Here is a 20,635-nt window from a genome sequence, read left to right as displayed (position 1 = left end):
GCAAAACTAGCCAGCCGCCGCTGCCGTGGCCTTGCGCTGGGGGCTACTACCTAGGGTTGGGGCGGCTGGGGTAGGTGCCGCCACCACTTGCTTGGGCCATGTAAAATAGAAGGTAGCGCCTTCTCCCTCGGTCGATTCGACCCAGATGCGGCCGCCCTGGCGCTCCACTATTTTCTTAACTATGGCCAGCCCCACGCCCGTGCTTTCGAGGGCGTCGCGCTCGACCAGCGTTTGAAAAATGATAAAAATTCGCTCGTGGTACTCGGGCGCAATGCCCGGTCCATCGTCTTGCACCGAAAACCGATAAAACTCGCCCGATGCCTCGTCGCAGCCAATGTGGATGTGCCCGGTGCTAGGGTGGTCGTGGTACTTGATGGCGTTGGAAATCAGATTAGTAAATACCTGTTGCAGCTGCGTGCGGTTAGTAACGAGCGTGGGCAGGAAGAAGGGTAGCTCCAATTTGAAGCCCTGGGGCATGCTCAGCGTGTCGGTGATTTCGCGCAGTAGCTGGCGCACAAACACTGGCTCGTTGGCTTCGGCCACGCGGCCCACCCGTGCCAGGGCCAGAATGCCCGTTATCAGGTTTTCCATGCGGTGCACGCGCTGCCGCATCAGGGCCAGAAACTCCCGAATATGCGGGGGCAGATTGTCCTTGCCCATATCTTCCTCAATCCAGCGCGAGGCGCTTTCGATGCCGCGCAGAGGCGCTTTCAGGTCGTGCGACACCACGTAGGCAAACTGGTCCAGCTCTTGGTTGCGGCCCTCCAACTGGCTGATGTTCTGGTCGATGGTGTGCGCCATGCCATTGAGGGCACCCGTGAGCTCGCTGAGCTCATCGTGCTCGTTGTCAACTAGCTGGGTTTTATAGTCGCCGTCGGCTAGGCGGCGGGCCAGCAGTATCATGCTGCGCAGGCGGCGGCTGAGCAGACGCACCAAGTATACTGCCCACAGCAGCCCCAGTACCAAACCTAGGGCCGCCACAAACCCCGAAATACGCTGCGCCCGCGTAATGCTGTCGGCCAGCCGTTCGCGCTGGGCTTGGCGGTTAGCGGTTTCGGTATCGTCGAAAAGCATCATTTGGTGCCGGATGGCATCCATGACCTGCTTGCCTACCAGACCTTCTGCCAAGCTGCCGTGGGGCATGTCTTCGAGGCCGCGCTGCAGCGGATTAGCAAGGCGGGCGGCGCGCTTTTCGCTCACCAGCATGTGCGTGTAGGCCGTCCATTGCTGAAACAGGTGCCGGGTGGTATCGAGGCGCTGGCGCTGCACGGGCTCGCTGCCGAGCTGCTCATTTAGCTGCTTGAAGCGCGTTAGCAGGTCGCGCTCGCCGCTGTAGTAGGGGTCCAGCATCTGCTCGTTGCCGATGAGCAGGTAGCCCCGAAAGCCCGTTTCCATGTCGATGATACTCCGCAGCAGAGTAGTACCATCGGCCGACACGTGCTGCGACGCCTCCACGCGCTGCGAGTTGCGCAGGACCTGGCCTGCCAGCTGGTAGTTGAGCAGCAGTACCGCCGCAAACAGGCCCAGCAGCAGCAAGAAGCCAGCAAAAAGCTTAGTAGTCAGGTTTATTCTCATAGCAGCCCGGCTGGCCGGTTTTAAGCCCCAGCAGTACGCAGTTTGCTCTCAATAGTTTGCATCAACTGCGTGATGTGGTCGGCGCGCTCCTGCACACTCTTGAAGTCGGCCAGGGCTTCGTCGCGCTGGCCGGCCACGTATTTATCCATCAGTGCATTGGCCTGCTGATGGATGAGTCGGTGCTGGCGGTCAAGCTCTTTCATCTCCGGAACGTGGGCGTAGGCCCCCTCGCGCCGGCTGGTTATCCACTGGCCCAGGCTACACTTGTCGGGGTCGCGCAGCAAGCCTTCCGAGTTGTTGTTGCCGTACAAGAAGGAGCGCAGCTTGGCCTTGAAAGAGAAATGTTTAACCAAGGCAGATTCGAAGTCTTGCTTAATGGCGTCGGGGCTCATGCGGAACGGCGTAATGGGGGCGGGCCCGGCTCGTTGAGCCCAGACCCGCTATTTTCGTGGCTAGCAAAGCTAGTCCACATCGTCTAGGTTAACCTTGAGGTTGATTTTCTTATACGTATCTGGCGTGCTTTCCAACTAATTCTCTCGCCTTACTTTTATTTGCTCCCCCTTCATGGAAGCCACGCCGCTCAAAACAGTTGCCCTGCACGCCACGCACCAGCAGCTCGGGGCTCGCATAGTACCCTTCGCGGGCTATGCCATGCCCGTGCGCTACTCATCTGACCTAGAAGAACACCACACCGTGCGGCGCGGCGTGGGCATTTTCGATGTGTCGCACATGGGCGAGTTTCGGCTGCGCGGCCCGCAGGCCCTCAACCTCATCCAGCGCACGACCAGCAACGACGCCAGCAAGCTACAGCCCGGCAAGGCACAGTACTCGTGCCTGCCCAACGCCGAGGGCGGCATCGTAGACGACCTGCTGGTGTACATGCTGGCCGAAAACGACTACTTCTTGGTAGTCAACGCCTCTAACATCGAGAAGGACTGGAACTGGCTGGTGCAGCACAACACCGAAGGCGTGGAGATGGAAAACGTGTCCGACCGCCTCAGCCTGTTTGCAGTGCAAGGGCCCAAAACTGCGGCCGCGCTGGCTTCGCTCACCGATGTTGACCTAGGAGCCATTCCGTACTACAGCTTCGTGCAAGGCACATTTGCTGGCGCGCCGGGCGTCCTCATTTCGGCCACGGGCTATACCGGCGCCGGCGGCTTCGAGCTGTATGTGCCCAACGAGCACGCCGCCCACGTCTGGAACCAGATTATGGACGCTGGCCTGCCCTACGGCATCAAGCCCATCGGCCTGGGCGCGCGCGACACGCTGCGCCTCGAAATGGGCTACTGCCTCTACGGCAACGACATCGACGATACTACGTCGCCCCTCGAAGCTGGCCTAGGCTGGATTACCAAGTTCACCAAAGACTTCACCAATAGCGATAGCCTAAAGGCGCAAAAAGCCGCGGGCGTTGCGCGCAAGCTGGTAGGCTTTGTGATGGACGGGCCCGGCGGCCTGCCCCGCAGCCACTACCCACTGGTAAACGCCGCAGGCGAGCCCATCGGCGAAGTAACCAGCGGCGGGCAGTCGCCCACGCTCAGCCGCGGCATCGGCCTAGGGTACGTCAAGACAGAGTTTGCGGCGGCTGGCACGCCCATCTTCGTGCAGGTGCGGGGCAAAAATCTGCCCGCCACTGTAAGCAAGCTGCCCCTGGTGCCAGGTACTGAAGAAGTATAGTAAAACATCCAACTTGTCTGTCATTGCGAGGAGGAACGACGAAGCAAACGCACCAGAATAGGTTTCCTAGGTGTGTTTGATTCGTCGTTCCTCCTCGCAATGACAAGGCGTCCTTATCATGAAACTCGACGTTTGTTTTTCGCCCGAACTGCTGCCGCTCTACGACCTGCGTGGCAAGGTGGCCGTTATTGTGGATGTGCTGCGTGCCACGAGCACCATTGTGACAGCGCTCGACCAGGGCGTGACCGAGGTATTTGCCGTAGCTACGCTCGATGAGTGCGCGGCCCTAGGGCGCGACCACGGCTGCATCACGGCCGCCGAGCGCGATGGCATTGCGGCCGAGGGCTTTGACCTCGGTAACTCGCCGTTTGGGTTTCTCAACAAAGACTTTCCGGTGCGGGGGCGCACGCTGGCCATCAGCACTACCAACGGCACCAAGGCCCTGCACCGCTCGCTCGACGCTGCTGCCGTGATATGTGGCGCCTTCCTCAACCTCAGCGCAGTCGTAGACTTCATCGTGGCGCAGCAGCGCGACGTGGTAGTAGTGTGCGCCGGCTGGAAAGGCCAGTTCTGCCTCGAAGACACGGCTTTTGGCGGGGCGCTAGCCGCCCGCCTCGTGCCTCTAGGCTACGACGTGGCCTGGTCGGATGCTGCTATTGCGGCCCTGCACCTCTGGGAGCACGCCCAGGCCGAGTGGCCCGCCTACTTGCTAGAATCAGCCGCCGTGCGCCGCCTCAACGCGCTGGAGTACCACGACGACTTCGTGTTTTGCATGAAGCTCGACGTGTACCCGCACATCTTGCCGCTGTGGCAAGACAACCGGCTGATTGATGCAGGAGGCAGCCTAAAACAAACTGCTCCCTCACCAGTGAGCCTGGAAAGGGAGCAGTAGAGAAAAGCCGGGCAACGCGGGCGCTGCGTAGCAGGCCCTAGGTGGCTGGCACGAAGGTTAGCACGGCCTCGCCGAGGTCGAACACCGACGTGTGCGGCAGCGCCGCCTGGACGATGCTGGCGCCGGCCGCCGAGCGGTAGCCGCCCGCGCAGTGCACCAGCACGGGCTTGTCGGCTGGTATTTCGCCCACGCGCTCGCGCAACTCGGGCAATGGTATCAGCAGGGCATCGGCAAAAAGGGGCGTCTGCGCCTCGGTGCGATTGCGGATGTCCACTATCGTAAACTGCTCGGGCTGCGCCTGCACGGCACCTAGGTCCACCTCTGGGCTGGTAACGGGCATGTGCGGCGGCGCCAGCAGCGCCCCCTTGATGTTGCCCTCGTAGCCAATCTTAGCTGCCTTGCGCATCACGGCGTCGAGCTGAATCTGGGTATCGGCTAGCAGGTAAAACTTTTCGGCGGGGCCCACTACCGAACCCAGCCAGGTTTCAAACTTGCCACCATCCATCAGGTTGATAGCGCCTGGCAGGTGCCCGGCCCGGAACTTGGCGGCTGGGCGCGTGTCAATAACTAATACGCTGGGCTCTAGGGCAGCGGCCGAGTTGGGGCGCGGCACGGCCCGGATGCTGTCTTCAAAGTTGGGCGCGCCCCGCTTGTTGAGCTGCACGTCGTGGCCGAAGTACTTCGGGATGAACGGCTGGTCTTCGAGCAGCACCTTGATGAACTCCTGCTCCGACATAGGTTGCAGGGCGTAGTTGGTGGCCAGCTCCTTGGCAATGGTGCTATCGAGGTCGGGGCTGGTGGTTTTACCGCAGAGCGAGCCGGGGCCGTGGGCCGGGTACACGCGGGTGGTGCCGGGCAGGGCCATCAGCTTTTGGCGGGTGCTGCGGTAGAGCTGGGCCGCCAACTCCTCGCGGGTGTGGCCGCCTACGGCCTGGTCTTCGCGCAAATCGGGGCGGCCTACGTCGCCTACGAATAGGGTATCGCCGGTAAAGACGGCGCGAGTTTGGGCGGCCTCGTCCATCAGCAAGATGCTGATGCTATCGGGCGAGTGGCCGGGGGTGTTGAGGGCGTGCAGCTCGATGGTGCCGAGCTTGAGGCGGTCGCCGTCGTCGAAGTTTTTGTGGGGGTAGGTAACCTCCGCCAGCTTACTGCAATAGATGGTGGCGTCGGTTTCGCGCGCTATTTCGAGGTGGCTGCTCACGAAGTCGGCGTGCGGGTGGGTTTCAATCACCGCAATGATTTCGGCGTCGTGCTCGTCGGCAAAATCGTAGTAGGGCTGGGGGTCGCGGCCGGGGTCGATGACGGCCATTTGGCGGCCGGCGCGTACGGCGTAAGACGCATGAGCCAGGCCTTTATCGTAAAACTGCTGAATTTGCACCGCGGGGGTGCTACTACTGGGGAGGGGCATTGGGGCGAAAGGCAGCCGACCAGCTAACTAGCTGAACCACCGACTGCCAAGGTAGGTAGATATGTCAAATATAAGTAATGACGCAAAAAAAACGTGCAAAGTCCAGCCCGCTTGCGTCCTACTTCCTGGCCTAGCCCAGTGGCCAGTACGCATAAAGCCCCGGCCGACTGGCCGGGGCTTTGTACAAAAAGTGTGAAAGAAGAGTAGCGTTGGGCGGGTAGCTGGTACCCACGGTGCCCTAGGTAACAGTTGCAGAGAAGGCCTTCAAAGAAGGACCTAAGCAGAAAAAGAGGTGAGAAAAGCCGGGCCCGCCCCTAGGTAGGTGCGGAAGTATTAGGCAGAGTGCAAGGAGCGGGCCAAACTTTTATAACGGTTCAGGGCGGGCCGAGTAAAGATTGGGTAACAGCTAGTTAATCGAGGTCGCCGGTTGCCGTGCCCTGGCGGCGCTCGCGCATCATTTCGCGGCGCTGGGCCATCAGCTGTTGGTATTTGGTGTACTGGGCGGGGGTGAGCACCGTTTTGAGCTGGCCGTCAAATTTGTCGCGGCCGGCGCGCATGGCCTGGCCCATGGCGCGCCGGTTGTTGCCCGCCTGCTGAATGGCAGTTTGCATATCTTGGCGCTGCGTGGTCAGCAGCTGTTGCAACTGGGTTTGCTGCTCAGGGCTGAGGCCCAGCTCTTTGGCCAGGCGTCCCGCTTGCGCCTGGGCTTGCTGCTCGGGGGTGCGGTCGCCAGTCAGGTTGTTGAGCGGGGGCTGCGCGGCAGGTGCGGTTTGGGCATGAGCGGCCGCCGAGGCGAGACCTAGGGCGGCCACGAGGGCGAGGGTCTTAATCATAAAATAGAAGGTAGGGAAAGCCAAGACGGCCGGGCTTCGGGGTTTAGAGCCTGGTGCTGGCGTAAGGTTTAAGTGCCCTGCTCAGTGCCGCGGCCGCTGGCCCGCCGCTGCCAAGAGTGGGCTAAGCACTGGCTAGGTTGCAAAAAGGCCCTTTCCAGAAACGGGAAAGGGCCTTCTAAAAATAGAGACGTGCGTAACGCTAGTGTGCCACGGCGTGCAGCTGGCTGATGCGGGCTGCCTTGTTTTGCTGATAGCGGGCGTACTGCGCGGGCGTGAGCACGCCCCGAATTAGCTCGTCGGACTTGGCGCGGTCGAAGGCCATGGCGGCTTGCAAGCCGGCGGGGTCGCCTTGGTGAGCGGTGCGGTCGGCATCCATGTGCTGGCGCGTGAGTAGCAATACTTTACGCAGGCGGGTCTGCTGCTCGGGCGAGAGGCTCAGCTCCTGGGCTAGGCGCTGGGTTTGGCTATTCACGGCTGCCTGCATGGCGGCCGTGGGGGCTGGAGTTTGGGCGTGGGCGCTAGCCGCCACTAAGCTTGCTAAAGCGAGAATAATAAAGGACTTTTTCATATGATATAAGGGAAAACTATGAGACAAAAATAAGCTCGGGCTGGCTTGGTGTGCAGCTTAAAAAAGAAGAGCGACTAGCAGCTTTGCCTGCGCTGGCCTTCCTCATGCAAATGGTCGGCCAAAGCCGGAGCGCGGCTGGTCGCAAAGTTTCGCGTATTTTCGGCCCGCCGGGGTGTTCCCCACATCAACGCACTATTACCCCACTATTAGTATCCCCTCTCCCAAACCTCTACTTCATGCCGAGTATTTTTGCTAAAAAACCGCTTGCCCAGCTTCTGGGCGAAGCTAACTCGACCGGGCACGGCGCGCTCAAGCGCACGCTGGGCGCGGGCAACCTCGTGGCCCTGGGCGTGGGCGCCATTATTGGGGCGGGCCTGTTTGTGCGCACGGCCGCGGCAGCAGCCCAGGCCTCGGGCCCGGGCGTAACGCTGGCCTTCATCTTAGCGGCATTTGGCTGCGTGTTTGCCGGGCTGTGCTACGCCGAGTTTGCTGCCATGATTCCGATTGCTGGCTCGGCCTACACTTACGCCTACACTACTATGGGCGAGTTTGTGGCTTGGGTTATTGGCTGGGCACTCGTTATGGAATACGCCCTAGGGGCGGCCACCGTGTCCATTGCCTGGAGCGAATACCTGAACAAGCTCTTGGAGGTCTTTGGCACCAGTATACCGTATAATCTCAGCCATTCGCCCTTCGAAAGTGCCGTTATCAATGGCGTTACGCAGCATGGGGTTATCAACCTGCCCGCCTTGCTCATCATCGTGATGCTGAGCTTGCTGCTGGTAAAGGGCACGCAAGAATCGGCCTTGTTCAACGCCGTTATCGTGGTGCTCAAAACCCTCATTGTGGTGGTATTCATCGCAGTAGGCTGGCAATTCATCAACCCCACCAACCACGCGCCCTACCTCATTCCGGCCGATGCCGTGGTGAAAAACGCTGCGGGCGAAGTGGTTCGCACCTACGAAGGCTTCTTCAAGCATGGCCTAGGGGGTATTATCGGCGGTGCGGGCATCGTGTTCTTCGCCTTTATCGGCTTTGACGCCGTGAGCACGGCCGCACAGGAAGCCAAGAACCCCAAGCGCGATATGCCCATCGGTATCCTAGGGTCGCTGGCTATCTGCACCGTACTCTACATCCTGTTTGGGCACGTGCTGACGGGCGTAGCCAACTGGCGCGAATTTGCTGACCCGGCGTTGGGCGGCGAGGCTTCGGTAGCCTACGCCATTCGGGCGCACATGCCCGGCTATGGCTGGCTGGCTACGGCCGTTACGCTGGGTATTCTGCTTGGCTTTACCTCGGTTATCCTGGTAATGCTCATGGGCCAGAGCCGCGTGTTCTTCTCGATGGCTAAGGATGGCCTGATGCCCAAAGCTTTCTCGGAACTGCACCCCAAGTTCAACACGCCCTACAAGTCTAACCTCATGCTGATGGTGTTTGTGGGCTTGTTCGCGGCCTTCGTACCCGGCTCGCTGGCCGGCGACCTCACCTCGTTTGGCACGCTGCTGGCCTTCGTGCTGGTGAGCATTGGCGTTTGGATTATGCGCAAGTCAGACCCCGCGCAGCCGCGCCCCTTCCGCGCGCCGCTCTCCACGCCGAGCTTCCCGCTCGTGCCCATCATGGGCGCGGTAGTCTGCACGCTGCTGATTGTGGGCCTCGATTCGTTCACGTTGAAAGTGGCGTTCGGCTGGATGCTACTCGGCTTCTTCGTGTACTTCCTCTACGGCAAGCGCAACTCGATGCTGCAAAAAGGCATTGTGGTAGTGCCCACCGAGATGGATGAGGAAGCCTTCATCAAGCCCGGCTCAGAGGGTAGCAATTACTAGTAGCTGCTCCGCCTAGGTACCTAAAAAGCCCCGCTAACTATCGTTGGCGGGGCTTTTTGTGTGTAAGCGCGCTACCGGGCACCTAGGCGGCCGGCCGCAGCTGATTAAGCCAAGCTAGGGCCGTTGGCTCGTCGGTAAACCAGCCCGCCCGAAACACGGCTGGCCGTAGGGTCGGCGTGTCATTGGCGTAGCCCTGCGCTTGCAGCGCCTGCTAAAACTCGGGCCGGGCGAGGAAGGCCAAGCAGGGTACCGAACCTAAAGCTCGGTGCACGCGTGGCAAAAAGTCTTCTCCCAGCCACTCGTACATATTCAAGGGGCGCGTGTTTTCGTCGGCCCGGCCATCGAGCAGCCAGTAGGGGCAGTGGTGCGCCTGGGCTTCGGCCAGCAGCAGTTCGCAGGCCTCAGTAAACTCGGCTACCGAGAGCGGGCGCAGCACCGTGCCCCGTACCAGGGGCGGGTGCGCCTGGTACTGCACCGCGTAAAAGTGGTTCATAAAGGGCAACAGCTTACTGCTATGACCCTAAAGATACCTAGGTCGCAGTTTTAACCTCGCTTTGCAGCTTTATTACTTTGTCGCCATTGTCTTGCACAATGACGAGGGCCGGGTCGTCGTCAGTGCCATTGCGGGTAATGTCGTGGCCCTTGAGCTTGCGCGTAATGGACTCTTTGTGGACGGACTCTATTTTGCCGGTGGCCGTACCGGTGCCGTATTTCCAACTGACTTTGGTGCCTTTGCGCATGGGGGAGGGGAGAAGAGGTCTAGAAAATACCTCCTTAAACGCACTAAAAAATTACTGGTTTTAGACGGTTCGTGCGCGGTAGCCGCTACATTTGGCGCCGGGCATTTCGTTGCTTTTTCAAGAAAAACTTAAGCTTAAACGCTATCGATTGCATGCTTACTAAGAATGGTACTTTTGGTTTGCGCCGGCGCGTGCTGGTGCTGGCTTTGCTGGGCCTAGGGGCGACCCTACCAAGCTGGGCCCAGCCCGGCACCTACCCGCGCAATGGGGTGTATGACCAGCGCCCCGGCCTCTACGCGTTTACGCACGCCACCATCCAGACCGACTACCAAACCAAGCTGACAGATGCTACGCTGCTCATCAAAGAGGGCAAGGTGGTGGCAGTAGGGCCGAGTGCCACGGTTAAGATTCCGGCCGGTGCGGTGGTGCAAGACCTGACGGGCCAGTACATCTACCCTGGCTTAGTGGACATCTTCACGAGCTACGGCGTGCCCGAAGTGAAGGCGCCCGAGCGCCGCGGCCGCCGCGACGCGGGCCCGCAGTTTGAGTCGCAAAAGGCCGGCGCCTACGACTGGAACCAGGCCATTCACCCCGAGGTGAACGCCGCCGAGCTATTCAAAACCAACGCCGAGCAGGCCGCGGCCTACCGCAAGCTGGGCTTCGGGGCGGTGCTCACGCAGCAGCCCGACGGCATCATGCGCGGCACGGCGGCCCTAGTGAGCCTGAATACCGGCCGCAAGGAAAACGAGGTGATACTGCTCGATAAAGCGGCCAGCGCGCTGTCGTTCGATAAGGGTTCGTCGCCGCAAGACTATCCGGGCTCGCTCATGGGCAGCATTGCACTGCTGCGCCAAAGCTACCTCGATGCCGAGTGGAATGCCCGCAACCCGCGCCGCGAGCAAAACCTTTCGTTGCAAGCCCTCATGCAGCAGCGCCCGCTGCCGGCCCTGTTTGAGGTGCGCGACAAGCAGTCAGCGCTACGGGCCGACCGCGTGGGCGACGAAACCGGCGTGCAGTATATCATCAAGAGCCGAGGCGATGAGTACCAGCGCCTGCCCGAGCTAAAGACCACCGGCGCCACCTTCGTGGTGCCCGTCAACTTTCCCGATGCTTACCAGGTCGAGGATATCTACGACGCCCAGCGCATTGCCCTGGAGGACATGCAGCACTGGGAGCAGGCGCCCGCCAACGCGGCCCGGCTGCGGCAGGCAGGCATCGCCTTCTGCCTCACGGCCGCCGACCTCAAAGACAAAACCAAGTTCTGGCCCAACCTGCGCAAGGCCGCTCGCTACGGTCTTAGCGAGCAGGATATCCTACGAGCCCTTACCGACACGCCGGCCCGGCTGCTGCGCGCCCAAAACCAAGTAGGTAGCCTACGCCCCGGCCTCGAAGCCAACTTCCTGGTGTGCTCGCGCCAACTGCTAGCCGAAGACAACGTGCTGCTCGACAACTGGGTACAGGGTGAGCGCTACCAGCTCAGTACCCTGCCCGCCGACTACCGCGGCGTGTACGCGCTGCAACTGACGGCCGATAAGAACAGCCAAGCTCGCCTAGGGTCGGGTATGCGCTTGCTCATTCAGGGCAGTAAGCCCGAAGCGCCCGAGCTGCGCCTAGTGCCCGCCGCTGGCGATACCGTGCGCGGCACCATAAGCGTAAGCGCCGAGCTGGCCACGCTGGTGTACAACACCAAGGACAAGATGAAGGGCAAAGCGGCCCCTAGGTCGGCGACCGGCGACAAAGCCACCGACGAGGGCGCCACCCGCCTCAGCGGCTACTACAATGCCGAAACTAAGACCTTTGCCGGTGATGGCCTGCTGGCCCAGGGCCTGAACGCGCCAGGCCTCCCTATTACCTGGACCGCCCGCCGCCTTGACGAGGCCAGCCGCCAGGCCCGCCTCGACACCGCCAAGGCGCCCAAGCCGCTGGTCCTAGGTCCGGTTACGTACCCCATGGGCGCCTATGGTCTCAAAGCTGCGCCCAAGCTGGAGGCGGTGCTCATCAAGAATGCCACTGTGTGGACCAGCGAGAAGGCCGGCAAGCTCGAAGGCACCGACGTGCTGCTGAGCGGCGGCAAAATTCAGAAAATCGGGAAGAGCCTGGCCGCCCCGGCGGGCGCCCGCGTCATCGACGGCACCGGCAAGCACCTCACGCCGGGCATCATTGACGAGCACTCGCACCTGGCTATCTCGGAAGGCGTGAACGAGGGTACGCAGGCTGTGACCAGCGAGGTGCGCATCGGCGATGTAATTGACCCTGAAGATGTGGGTGTATATCGCGACTTGGCGGGCGGCGTGGTAGCGGCGCAGCTGCTGCACGGCTCGGCCAACCCCATTGGCGGACAGTCGGCGCTGATAAAAATGCGCTGGGGCGCCACCGGCCAGGAAATGAAGATTGCCAACGCGCCGGGCTTCATCAAGTTTGCCCTAGGTGAGAACGTGAAGCAAAGCAATTGGGGGGAGCTCAACGTGCTGCGCTTCCCGCAAACGCGCATGGGCGTCGAGCAGGTATTTGTCGATGCCTTCACCCGCGCCAAGGAGTACGAAAAGGGCTGGCAGGCCTATGATAAGATGTCAAAGAAAGCGCAGGCCAAAACCGACGCACCACGCCGCGACCTAGAGCTGGACGCACTAGTTGAAATCTTGCACGACACGCGCCACATCACCTGCCACAGCTACGTGCAGAGCGAAATCAACATGCTGCTCAACGTGTCGGACCGCATGGGCTTCAAGGTCAATACCTTTACGCACATCTTGGAAGGGTATAAAGTGGCCGATAAGATGAAGGCGCACGGTACCAACGCCAGCACGTTCTCGGACTGGTGGGCCTACAAAAACGAGGTGCGCGATGCCATCCCGTACAATGCCGCCATCATGCACCACGTGGGTTTGAACGTGGCCATCAACTCGGACGATGCCGAAATGAGCCGCCGCCTTAACCAGGAAGCCGCCAAGAGCGTGAAGTACGGCGGCCTCTCCGAAACCGAAGCCCTGGCGCTAGTCACCATCAACCCGGCTCGCATGCTGCACCTCGACGACCGTATGGGCTCGCTGCGCGAAGGCAAAGACGCCGATGTGGTACTCTGGACCGATAACCCCCTGAGCATCTACGCCAAAGCCGAGTACACTTTCGTGGATGGCCGCGAGTATTTTAGTCTTCAGCAAGACCAGCAGCTGCGCCAGCAGATTCAGCAGGAGCGCCAGCGCCTGGTGCAAGCTATGTTGGGTGCCCGCAAGGCCGGCGTGGCTACCCAGCCCGCCACCGCTAAAACGGTGGGCCTGTGGCACTGCGACACGCTGGGCCAAGTGGCGGAGTAGAGGTACCTGCTAAACCAACGGTAGTCATGCAGAGCGCAGCGAAGCTCTCGCTCGCCGACGTCTACAAACGTTAGAAGTTACTGCGCCACGCAAGATGCTTCGCTGCGCGCTGCATGATAGGTATAATTCTTGAAAATAAAACTATGCGTCGCCTTTTACTACCCTTTTTATTTACCGCCTTCGCCGCCCACGCGCAGGTGCCCACGCCGGCCGCGCCGCAGGCCACGCCCGTGCTGCTCCTAGGTGGCACGCTGCACACGGGCACCGGCCAAGTCATTGAAAACGCCGCCGTGGCCTTCGATAAAGGCCGGTTGGTGTATGCCGGGCCGCGGGCCGGCTTCTCCCAAACGGCCGGCTATACCGTGCGCGACGTGAGCGGCCAGCACGTGTACCCCGGCCTTATCCTGCCCAATACCACCCTAGGTATCAGTGAGGTAGAGTCTATCCGGGCTACTGTTGACGACCAGGAGGTAGGCGCGCTGAACCCCAACGTGCGCAGTGTGATTGCCTACAATACTGACTCAGACGTGATACCGACGGTGCGGCTCAATGGCGTGCTGCTGGCGCAGTCTACCCCCCGCGGTGGGTTGCTAGCTGGCCAAAGCTCTGTGGTGCAGCTCGATGCCTGGAACTGGCAAGACGCCCTGGTGAAAGCCGACGATGGCCTGCACCTGACCTGGCCGCAACAAGTGGTGCGCCTCAACCCCGCCGAAGATGCCGCGGCCCTCACCCGCCGCCAGGAGGCCCGCACCACCCAACTGCGCGACCTCGAAGCGCTGCTTTCCGAAGCGTCTGCTTACCGCAAGCAGCCCGCCGGACGCCGCGAAAACCTGCGCTTGTCGTCGATGGGCGGCTTGTTTGATGGCACTAAAACGCTGTACATCCACGCCGACTACGGCAAGGAGTTGATAGAATCGGTACGCTTTGCCCGCCGCCTGGGGGTGCAAAAAGTGGCGTTGGTGGGCGCCCGCGACGCCTGGATGGTGCTCGATTTCCTCAAGCAAAACGACGTGGCCGTGGTGCTGAGCCGCGTGCACGCGCTACCCCGCCGCGATGGCGACGACTATGACCAGCCCTATAAGCTGCCCGCCCAGCTGCAAGCCGCTGGCGTGCGCTACTGCCTCGATTACCAGGGCTCGCAAGAAACTTCGGGCGCCCGCAACCTGGCTTTTATAGCTGGCACGGCCGTCACCTACGGGCTTACTAAGGAGCAAGCGCTCACAGCCATTACGCTCAGCTCGGCCCGCATATTAGGTATTGATAAAGACTATGGTAGCCTTGAAAATGGCAAGTCGGCCACGCTGGTCGTGAGCAAGGGCGACTTGCTCGACATGCGTACCAACGCCGTGACGGCCGCCTACATCGACGGCCGCAGCATTGCCCTGGAGAGTAAGCAAACCTACCTCGACCGCAAGTTTCGGGGTAAGTATGGCATCGAGTAAAAGCGTAAAGCAGAAGTTCAATCTGTCATTGCAAGCGTAGCGAAGCAATCGCATCAGAGTGGCACCTAGGGAGCCAGTTCGGGTGTGATTGCTTCGCTACGCTTGCAATGACAGGCGGGGTTTGGCGTTCCTTCAACATCTACTACTCGTATCGTTGCGCGCAGCGAAATGCCATAACCGCCTTCTTTCCGACCTTTGCCGAATGCTTCGTGTACTTTTCTTGTGTTTACTAGCACTTTCTGCCGCCGCCCAAACGCCCATTTCGCCCGATGACCGGGCGCTCTACGGCATCATCTGCCGCGGCAGCGGTCGCAGCCTCGACATAGCGCGGGCCGCAACCACTGGCGGCGCGCCCGCCGTGCAGTGGGAGTTTACCCACGCACCCAGCCAGCAGTGGCACCTCGTGCCCATCCGCGAAGGCGGCGAGTACTACCGCCTCGAAGCCAAGCACAGCGGCCAGTGCCTGACCCTGGAAGCTGCCCCCGCGGCCTCAGCCGGCGGCACCACGCCGCTGGTGCAGCGGGCCTATACCGGTGCCCTAGGGCAGCAGTGGCGCTTAGTGCCAGCCGGTCCGGCGGGGTCATTCCAGCTCGAGAGCCGCTTTGATGGACGCGTAGCTACCCTGGCGTCGTCCGATAAGTTTAATGGCACGGCCGTGGTGGCGGCCAAGGCTGTGGGGCGCGCCAGCCAGCAGTGGCGGCTGTTTCAGTTGCAACTGCGGCTGGCTACCGGCCCGCCCTATTTTGCGGCGCCCGAGCCGCTGGCGGCCGCTAGCACGCCCACCGGCAACGAGTTGCAGCCGGTGCCCTCGGCCGATGGCAAAAGCTTGTATTTCAATCGTACCAAGTTTGCGGGCAACACCGAGGGCGTGGCCGAAAGTGGTGACATCTGGCTGAGCCAGAGCACCGACCAGGGCCGCACCTGGGGCGCCGCCACGCGCCTCGATTCGCCGCCCGGCCTCAACACCTCGCGCAACAATGCGGTGCAGGCCATTGTGGGGCCGGCCAGCAGCCCAGCGCTGCTGGTGCGCGGCACCTACGAGTCTTCGGGCTTCAAAGACGAGGGCGTATCGCGGATAGCGCTCAGTGGTAACGGCCGGCCGACACCGCTGCGCATTGCTACCTACTACTCAACCAACGTGGCCACCGGCTTTTACATGACGCCGGATGAGAAAATTCTCTTGCTGTCCTTGGAGCGCGACGATGCGCAGGGTGGCAACGACCTCTACCTGAGCCGGCCCGACGGCTCGGGCGGCTTCACGGCGCCCCAGAGCCTGGGCGCGGTCGTCAACTCGCCGGGCTACGAGTTTGCGCCCTGGCTATCGGCCGATACCAAGACGCTGTACTTCAGCTCCTACGGGCACCAGGGCTACGGCTCGGCCGACATCTTCCGGAGCCAGCGCCTCGACGATAGCTGGACCAAGTGGAGCCCCGTGGAGAACCTAGGGCCGCGCTTCAACGGGCCGGGCTTCGACGCTTACTTTGCCCTCGGCCCCGATGGCGTGGCCTACTACGCCACCTCGGGCGCGAACCCCGCCGCGCCCGCCGACCTGCGCCGCACGCCGCCCGGCCCGCCGCCCACCGACTCGGTAGCCGCGCCCATCGACCCTGAGAAGGCACCTAGGGCCCTCGTAACCGGCCGCGTGCTCGATGCCCGCACCAACCAGCCCATCGCGGGCGGGGCCCAGGTGCAGGCGCTGCTGCTGGGCAGCACCATCGACTTTCGGAGCACGGCCCAGGCCGACGCCTCGGGCTTTCAGCTCTCATTGGTGCCCGGCCGCTACCGCATGACCACCACCGCCGGCCTGCTCACGCGCATCGACACGCTCGTGATTGGGGCTGGCGAGTCGCGCCGCTACGAGCCGCGCCTCACGCCCGCCACCGTGGGCTCGCGCCTCGACTTGCCGGCCATCATTTTTACGCAGGGGCAGGCCAAGCTCCTAGGGTCGTCTTTCTTGACCTTGAATGAGTTGGCGAAGTCATTGAATGACAATCCACAGCTTGAAATTCGGCTTGAAGGCCACACCGACAACGTGGGCCCGGCCGATAAAAACCAGGTGCTGAGCGAGCAGCGCGTAGCCGAGGTCAAGCGCTACCTGGTGAGCCGCGGGGTGGCCGCCAGCCGCGTCACTACCGTGGGCTTTGGCGGCACCAAGCCCAAGTTTGACAATAACCGCGAAGAAACCCGCAAGCTCAACCGCCGCGTGGAGCTAGTGATAACGAAATAGCGCTCCTGCCAAACGGCCTAGGTGCCACTAAAAAGCCCCGGCTGCTTCAGGCAGCCGGGGCTTTTTAGTGGCACCTAGGCGGGGCCGCCTAGCGCCGGAAGCGGGCGCGCAGCTTGCGAATGCCAAAGCCGATACCGGCCGCTGCCAGCAGCGAAGCACCCCCGTCGAGCGGGACGGCAGTAGGGTCGGGCGTAGGTGTGGTCGTGGGGTCAGGGGTAGGTCCCCCCGATTCTTGACCGAAAGAGGGTGCGGAGGCGGCCAGCAACAAGCCAGCTACTGCCATTAATCGCAAAGAAGAGGAAAACTTAAGCATGAGAACAAAAGGGAGATGAATAAAATATACCTCGGGCTCCCCAGCCCAAGCTGAGCCAGGGAGCACGCGGATAGTGTTAATCAGCAATAACTAAGCGCTTGGCAATGATGCCATCGGCCGTTTCGAGGCGCAGCGAATATACGCCGGGGGCTATGCCGCTCAGCGAAAGCGTGCGGGCCTCGGTGGCTGCGCCGGCCGGCAGCACGGTGCGGCGCACCGTTTGGCCCAGGCTGTTGAGTAGCGAGGTAGCAATGGGCTGGCTGGCCAGGCTGGCGGGCAAGCTCACCGATACGCTGCCCGTGGTGGGGTTGGGGAACACTGCCACGGCTTGCACCAGCTGGGCCGGGGCGGCTGCCAGCGGTTTGGCGCCCCCAAGCACCAGCGCAAAGCGCCCGGCATTGTCGCCGGCCACTAGGCTCAGGCTCAGGGTGGGCTGGCTGGCCAGGTCGGTAAGCGTGCCGGTCTGCGCGTCGCGCAGGTAGGCGAAGGTGCCAGCCGGCAGGTTGTTGAGGGCGGGGGCGCTCAGCAGGTAGGTACCAGCTTGCGACACTTTGGCCACGATGGGCACTACCACCTCGGCGGTACCTAGGGCGGGCAGGCCATTGATGGCCAACTGCTCGGCGCCGGTGTTGGTGCTCAGGTTCAGGCCGTTGCTGTTGGGCAGCTTCACGGCGTCATACACGCGGTCGAGGGCCGCAGTGGCGCCCTGCTCGAAGTACACAAAGGTTTCGTCGGTGGCAGTGCCGGTGGCGCCGCGCAGCGCTAGGTGCACCAGCGGGCGCGTGTCGGCGGTGGTGCGCTGGAAGGGCGTGGCATCGAAGGTAGCCACCCGGTAGCTGGGGTTGAAGGTGAACGAGCCAGTGGTACCGGCCGCCGCTACCCGCTTGAAGAAGCCTTGGCCCACGGGCAAGATGGGATTGCCCCCGCCCACGCCATTGACGTAGGCGCGGTACTGGCCGCCGTATTGGCTGGTGCTTTGGAAGATGTACGACGCATCGTCGAAGCCTGCGCGCTCGGAGGCCGGCTGCTGGCTCAGGTCAAACGGGGCGGGGTAAGGATTGGCCAGCAGGGCCCAGCCAGCGCTGGCACTGGTGCCCCGGCTAGCCGACACCGTAACGGCGGCGCGGTTGGCGGTGCCCACAAAGTCGACGAGCGCCGAGGCGGGCAGGTTTACCGAGTAGCCCGTGCCCACGGCAAGGGCGTCGGTAAGGGCGGCCGGCGAAGCCCAGCCTTTGTCAAAGTCGCTGTAGCTGGAAGCGACTGTGGCAATGCGGCCCTGGTCGTAGCTGTACACGGTAGGGAAGGGCGAAACCTGGCCCGGCGTAGCCGAGGAGTTGTAGTCGGGGTTCACCACGGGGCTGAAGCCGCTGGCGGCAAGGTCGTTGACCGTGCTGCCGCTCACAGGTGCGCCGTAGTGGCGGTAGCCCAGGCCGCTGTTGAGGCTGGAGTCGATGTAGCGCTGCACCGTAATGTTGCCCGTAACCTGGCCGCCGGTCTCGGCAATGAGGGCCGTGCCCGCCGCGTTCGAGAGCAGCGTCACGTTGCCGCCCGCAGCGAGGTTGCCACTGGTAGTCCGCAGCACTTGTGCCACCTGCACCGGCCCGCCGGCCGTTACGCCGGCCGCGTTAGCCACCGTCAGGTTCTGAAAGCGCGATACGGTACCCGCGATGCTTTGGGCGGCGCTGCCCACGAAGCGTACCTCGCCCGAGCCCGCCCCGGCCACAGAGCCACTATTATTCGCAAAGTTTCCGCTCAGCGACAGCACCCCGCCGGTAGCTGTGGTTAGCGTAGTGCCAATGCTTAAGGACAGGTTGTTGGCCTGTTGTGCATTGCTCACAGTGGGCTGGTTGGGACGTCCGGACGGAATAAAAACGTTATCGGTAGCGGCTGGCACCCGTGCGGGGCTCCAGTTGCCAGCCGTGCCCCAGTCGGTGCTTACGTTGCCCGTCCATACTACCGCGTTTGGGTCAGGGGTTGGCAAGGCGGCCACGCCGCTTAGGTTGCTGCCATTACCAATGCGGTCGGCCAGCGTAGCTGTGCCGGCCCCTAGGTCTACCGTGTATAAGTTGTCGAAGCTGCCGTTGCTGGGCGTGGCCGTCAGGAAGGCCAAATTGGTAGGAGCAGCCGGGGTGCTTACGTTAGAGAAGATGTCAAAATCAACGCCATTGGCCGTATTTACCGTGATGCCCGAGCCGTTGCCCACGTTGTTGTAGGTGCCCGCATTGGCATTTGATGACAGCAGCAAAAAGTTTGTGCTCTGGTCGTAGCCATAAAGCTGCGTGCCGGTGGCGGCGTTGTTGTCGTTATTGGTATAAGCCACAGCCGACAGGGCTGGGGTGACCCCGGTGCCTGTGTTAGTCAGGGGCGTATCGGTGAGGTAGGTGCCGTCGAATGGGTTGGCCCGTAGGTTGGCTTGGGTTGTAGCCGATGTGATGCGGATGCGGTCCACAGTCGGGTTGAAGTCAAACCCGATGGCGGCGGCACTGGCACCTAGGGGGTAGGCCCGGGCGGCACCCACGGGCGCCAGGGCACCCGTCGAAGTATTCAGCGTGTAAAGCTGCCCCGACTGGGCGGCGGCATCGTAGCCAAACGCGTACAGTTCGCTGGTGGCCGGGCGGAAGTCGATACCCGCAAGCACCTGTGCACCTTGCAAGCCCGTAATGTTCACCGCCGTGCGAATGTTGCGCGGCGCACCCGAATCAAACGATATCAGATTGCCGCCCGCCACGCCGTACAGCAGCTGCCCCACCAAGGTCGGCTGCGTGAGCGGGGCAGTAGCCACCGCAATGTCGCGCACGGTAAAGCCAGTACCCTGCGGTATGGTATTGCCTAGGCGCGTAGCTACGCCGGTGGCGGGGTCAAAGGTGTAGAAATTGCTCTGGCTCAGACTAGTAACTTCCATTAGGAAGCCTTGGTTGGCCCCCATGCCGGCGTTGGCCGCCGCGTTGTAGTAGATGTCAAAATCGAGCGCTATCAAATTGGCGCCGATGCCAAAACCGTCGAATGTCAGCGGCACCGGGTTGATGAGGGTGCCAGCGTTGGCCGGATTCTGGGTATAAATAACGCCGGCTGTCTCGTCGATGTCGTACAACGTGGTAGCTGTGCTGCCCGCATACGAGTTGGTGTATGCCACCGAGCCAATGGTAGGGGTCGGGGTCGTAGACGAGTTAATATTAGGGTCGCCAGGAGGAACAAGCGCTCCATTATTAGGATTGAGGCGGAGGTTCCGGCCATTAGTGCTCACCACCCTAATGCGGTCGACGGTGGGGTTGAAGTCAAACCCGATGCGGTCGGTGCTGCCGCCCAGCTCTAGCCGAATGGCCGACCCAATAACCGTGGCCACGTTAGTGGCGGGGTCTAGAGTATAGAGTTGCGCATTGTTTCCCGCCGTGAGGGGGTCATACCCTAGGGCAAGTAGCTGCCCAGTATTGGGGCGATAGTCCATGCCCACCAGCGTTTGGCCCAGCGTTACACCAGTAAGTGGCGCGTAGGTGACGATGTTGGTAATAGAGGCTCCAGTAGTTGGGTTAATCTGAATGAGCCCCTGCGAAACGCCGCCGTTGACGTTCGTAACGAGGCCGTAAACGGTAGGCGTTTGGGCATAGGCGGCCGAGGCCGACAGCAAGCTAACGCCGAGGGCCAGGCCAAACAGGCCAAGGCGCCGCGACGCGTCGAGCGGACGTAAGCGTAACTCCATGAAGGGAAAAGGTAAAAGGTGGGTAATAAGAAGACGAAAACTGTGAAATAAAAAGAATCAATTGGAGCCAGCAAGGAATTGCTTTGGCTCCAATTGCAGCATGAAAATTACGTGAAAAACCGACTG

Annotated in this window: 15 protein-coding genes; 6 read left to right on the top strand and 9 right to left on the bottom strand. The window is 61.8% G+C overall.

The window, feature by feature from the left end:
* Positions 1–6: 6 nt before the first annotated feature.
* Positions 7–1,575, bottom strand: a complete 1,569-nt coding sequence (locus JAO77_RS17490) for a sensor histidine kinase (RefSeq protein WP_213019422.1) — start codon at positions 1,573–1,575, stop codon at positions 7–9.
* Positions 1,576–1,595: 20 nt separating this feature from the next.
* Entirely contained in the window at positions 1,596–1,967 is a 372-nt protein-coding gene (locus JAO77_RS17485; protein WP_198991693.1) for a CZB domain-containing protein, read from the bottom strand.
* A 172-nt stretch (positions 1,968–2,139) separates the two neighbouring features.
* Between JAO77_RS17485 and gcvT the strand changes: the two genes are divergently transcribed.
* Both gcvT and JAO77_RS17475 read left to right on the top strand, forming a co-directional pair.
* Positions 2,140–3,252 (top strand): glycine cleavage system aminomethyltransferase GcvT, encoded by a 1,113-nt coding sequence (gene gcvT, locus JAO77_RS17480; protein ID WP_198991692.1) that lies wholly within the window; start codon positions 2,140–2,142, stop codon positions 3,250–3,252.
* 118 nt (positions 3,253–3,370) lie between these two features.
* Complete coding sequence (locus JAO77_RS17475) at positions 3,371–4,144, top strand: 2-phosphosulfolactate phosphatase (protein WP_213019421.1); 774 nt, start codon at positions 3,371–3,373, stop codon at positions 4,142–4,144.
* A 37-nt stretch (positions 4,145–4,181) separates the two neighbouring features.
* Here the strand turns inward: JAO77_RS17475 and JAO77_RS17470 are convergent, their stop codons facing one another.
* From JAO77_RS17470 to JAO77_RS17460, 3 genes are all read right to left on the bottom strand, one after another.
* Positions 4,182–5,552 carry an MBL fold metallo-hydrolase gene (locus tag JAO77_RS17470; protein ID WP_213019420.1) on the bottom strand — a complete coding sequence of 457 codons (1,371 nt, stop codon included), beginning with the start codon at positions 5,550–5,552 and terminating at the stop codon, positions 4,182–4,184.
* A 410-nt stretch (positions 5,553–5,962) separates the two neighbouring features.
* Positions 5,963–6,385, bottom strand: a complete 423-nt coding sequence (locus JAO77_RS17465; RefSeq protein ID WP_198991691.1) for a DUF4890 domain-containing protein — start codon at positions 6,383–6,385, stop codon at positions 5,963–5,965.
* 199 nt (positions 6,386–6,584) lie between these two features.
* Positions 6,585–6,953, bottom strand: a complete 369-nt coding sequence (locus JAO77_RS17460; protein WP_198991690.1) for a DUF4890 domain-containing protein — start codon at positions 6,951–6,953, stop codon at positions 6,585–6,587.
* Between the two features lie 236 nt (positions 6,954–7,189).
* Between JAO77_RS17460 and JAO77_RS17455 the strand changes: the two genes are divergently transcribed.
* On the top strand, positions 7,190–8,776 hold the full coding sequence (locus JAO77_RS17455) for an amino acid permease (protein ID WP_198991689.1): 1,587 nt from the start codon (positions 7,190–7,192) through the stop codon (positions 8,774–8,776).
* Between the two features lie 211 nt (positions 8,777–8,987).
* Here the strand turns inward: JAO77_RS17455 and JAO77_RS17450 are convergent, their stop codons facing one another.
* Positions 8,988–9,269 carry a hypothetical protein gene (locus JAO77_RS17450; protein ID WP_198991688.1) on the bottom strand — a complete coding sequence of 94 codons (282 nt, stop codon included), beginning with the start codon at positions 9,267–9,269 and terminating at the stop codon, positions 8,988–8,990.
* A gap of 37 nt (positions 9,270–9,306) precedes the next feature.
* Positions 9,307–9,516, bottom strand: a complete 210-nt coding sequence (locus tag JAO77_RS17445; RefSeq protein ID WP_198991687.1) for a hypervirulence associated TUDOR domain-containing protein — start codon at positions 9,514–9,516, stop codon at positions 9,307–9,309.
* A gap of 152 nt (positions 9,517–9,668) precedes the next feature.
* On the opposite strand from JAO77_RS17445, the gene JAO77_RS17440 reads away from it, so the two are divergent.
* The 3 genes from JAO77_RS17440 (at position 9,669) to JAO77_RS17430 (ending at position 16,499) form a co-directional block, all read left to right on the top strand.
* Positions 9,669–12,830 carry an amidohydrolase family protein gene (locus JAO77_RS17440; RefSeq protein WP_198991686.1) on the top strand — a complete coding sequence of 1,054 codons (3,162 nt, stop codon included), beginning with the start codon at positions 9,669–9,671 and terminating at the stop codon, positions 12,828–12,830.
* A gap of 143 nt (positions 12,831–12,973) precedes the next feature.
* Positions 12,974–14,272, top strand: a complete 1,299-nt coding sequence (locus tag JAO77_RS17435) for an amidohydrolase family protein (RefSeq protein ID WP_198991685.1) — start codon at positions 12,974–12,976, stop codon at positions 14,270–14,272.
* Between the two features lie 202 nt (positions 14,273–14,474).
* Positions 14,475–16,499: an RICIN domain-containing protein gene (locus tag JAO77_RS17430; RefSeq protein WP_198991684.1), complete on the top strand. Its 2,025-nt coding sequence runs from the start codon at positions 14,475–14,477 to the stop codon at positions 16,497–16,499.
* An 88-nt stretch (positions 16,500–16,587) separates the two neighbouring features.
* On the opposite strand, the gene JAO77_RS17425 is transcribed toward JAO77_RS17430, so the two are convergent.
* Entirely contained in the window at positions 16,588–16,812 is a 225-nt protein-coding gene (locus tag JAO77_RS17425; protein ID WP_198991683.1) for a PID-CTERM protein-sorting domain-containing protein, read from the bottom strand.
* 76 nt (positions 16,813–16,888) lie between these two features.
* Positions 16,889–20,509, bottom strand: coding sequence for a DUF4394 domain-containing protein (locus tag JAO77_RS17420; RefSeq protein WP_198991682.1), 3,621 nt, complete (start codon positions 20,507–20,509; stop codon positions 16,889–16,891).
* Positions 20,510–20,635 lie beyond the last annotated feature (126 nt).

The organism is Hymenobacter sp. BT559, from assembly GCF_016427535.1.
Classification (GTDB): Bacteria; Bacteroidota; Bacteroidia; order Cytophagales; family Hymenobacteraceae; genus Hymenobacter.
Note: the sequence above shows the minus strand (reverse complement) of the source record. Positions and strands in the feature narration are given on the sequence as shown.

What these genes read in the sequence shown, in the direction of transcription:
- JAO77_RS17450 (WP_198991688.1), bottom strand. Translation starts at nt 9,269, where the DNA reads ATGAACCACTTTTACGCGGTGCAGTACCAGGCGCACCCGCCCCTGGTA.
- JAO77_RS17420 (WP_198991682.1), bottom strand. Translation starts at nt 20,509, where the DNA reads ATGGAGTTACGCTTACGTCCGCTCGACGCGTCGCGGCGCCTTGGCCTG.
- JAO77_RS17460 (WP_198991690.1), bottom strand. Translation starts at nt 6,953, where the DNA reads ATGAAAAAGTCCTTTATTATTCTCGCTTTAGCAAGCTTAGTGGCGGCT.
- JAO77_RS17425 (WP_198991683.1), bottom strand. Translation starts at nt 16,812, where the DNA reads ATGCTTAAGTTTTCCTCTTCTTTGCGATTAATGGCAGTAGCTGGCTTG.
- JAO77_RS17455 (WP_198991689.1), top strand. Translation starts at nt 7,190, where the DNA reads ATGCCGAGTATTTTTGCTAAAAAACCGCTTGCCCAGCTTCTGGGCGAA.
- gcvT (WP_198991692.1), top strand. Translation starts at nt 2,140, where the DNA reads ATGGAAGCCACGCCGCTCAAAACAGTTGCCCTGCACGCCACGCACCAG.
- JAO77_RS17485 (WP_198991693.1), bottom strand. Translation starts at nt 1,967, where the DNA reads ATGAGCCCCGACGCCATTAAGCAAGACTTCGAATCTGCCTTGGTTAAA.
- JAO77_RS17490 (WP_213019422.1), bottom strand. Translation starts at nt 1,575, where the DNA reads ATGAGAATAAACCTGACTACTAAGCTTTTTGCTGGCTTCTTGCTGCTG.
- JAO77_RS17465 (WP_198991691.1), bottom strand. Translation starts at nt 6,385, where the DNA reads ATGATTAAGACCCTCGCCCTCGTGGCCGCCCTAGGTCTCGCCTCGGCG.
- JAO77_RS17470 (WP_213019420.1), bottom strand. Translation starts at nt 5,552, where the DNA reads ATGCCCCTCCCCAGTAGTAGCACCCCCGCGGTGCAAATTCAGCAGTTT.
- JAO77_RS17430 (WP_198991684.1), top strand. Translation starts at nt 14,475, where the DNA reads ATGCTTCGTGTACTTTTCTTGTGTTTACTAGCACTTTCTGCCGCCGCC.
- JAO77_RS17435 (WP_198991685.1), top strand. Translation starts at nt 12,974, where the DNA reads ATGCGTCGCCTTTTACTACCCTTTTTATTTACCGCCTTCGCCGCCCAC.
- JAO77_RS17475 (WP_213019421.1), top strand. Translation starts at nt 3,371, where the DNA reads ATGAAACTCGACGTTTGTTTTTCGCCCGAACTGCTGCCGCTCTACGAC.
- JAO77_RS17440 (WP_198991686.1), top strand. Translation starts at nt 9,669, where the DNA reads ATGCTTACTAAGAATGGTACTTTTGGTTTGCGCCGGCGCGTGCTGGTG.
- JAO77_RS17445 (WP_198991687.1), bottom strand. Translation starts at nt 9,516, where the DNA reads ATGCGCAAAGGCACCAAAGTCAGTTGGAAATACGGCACCGGTACGGCC.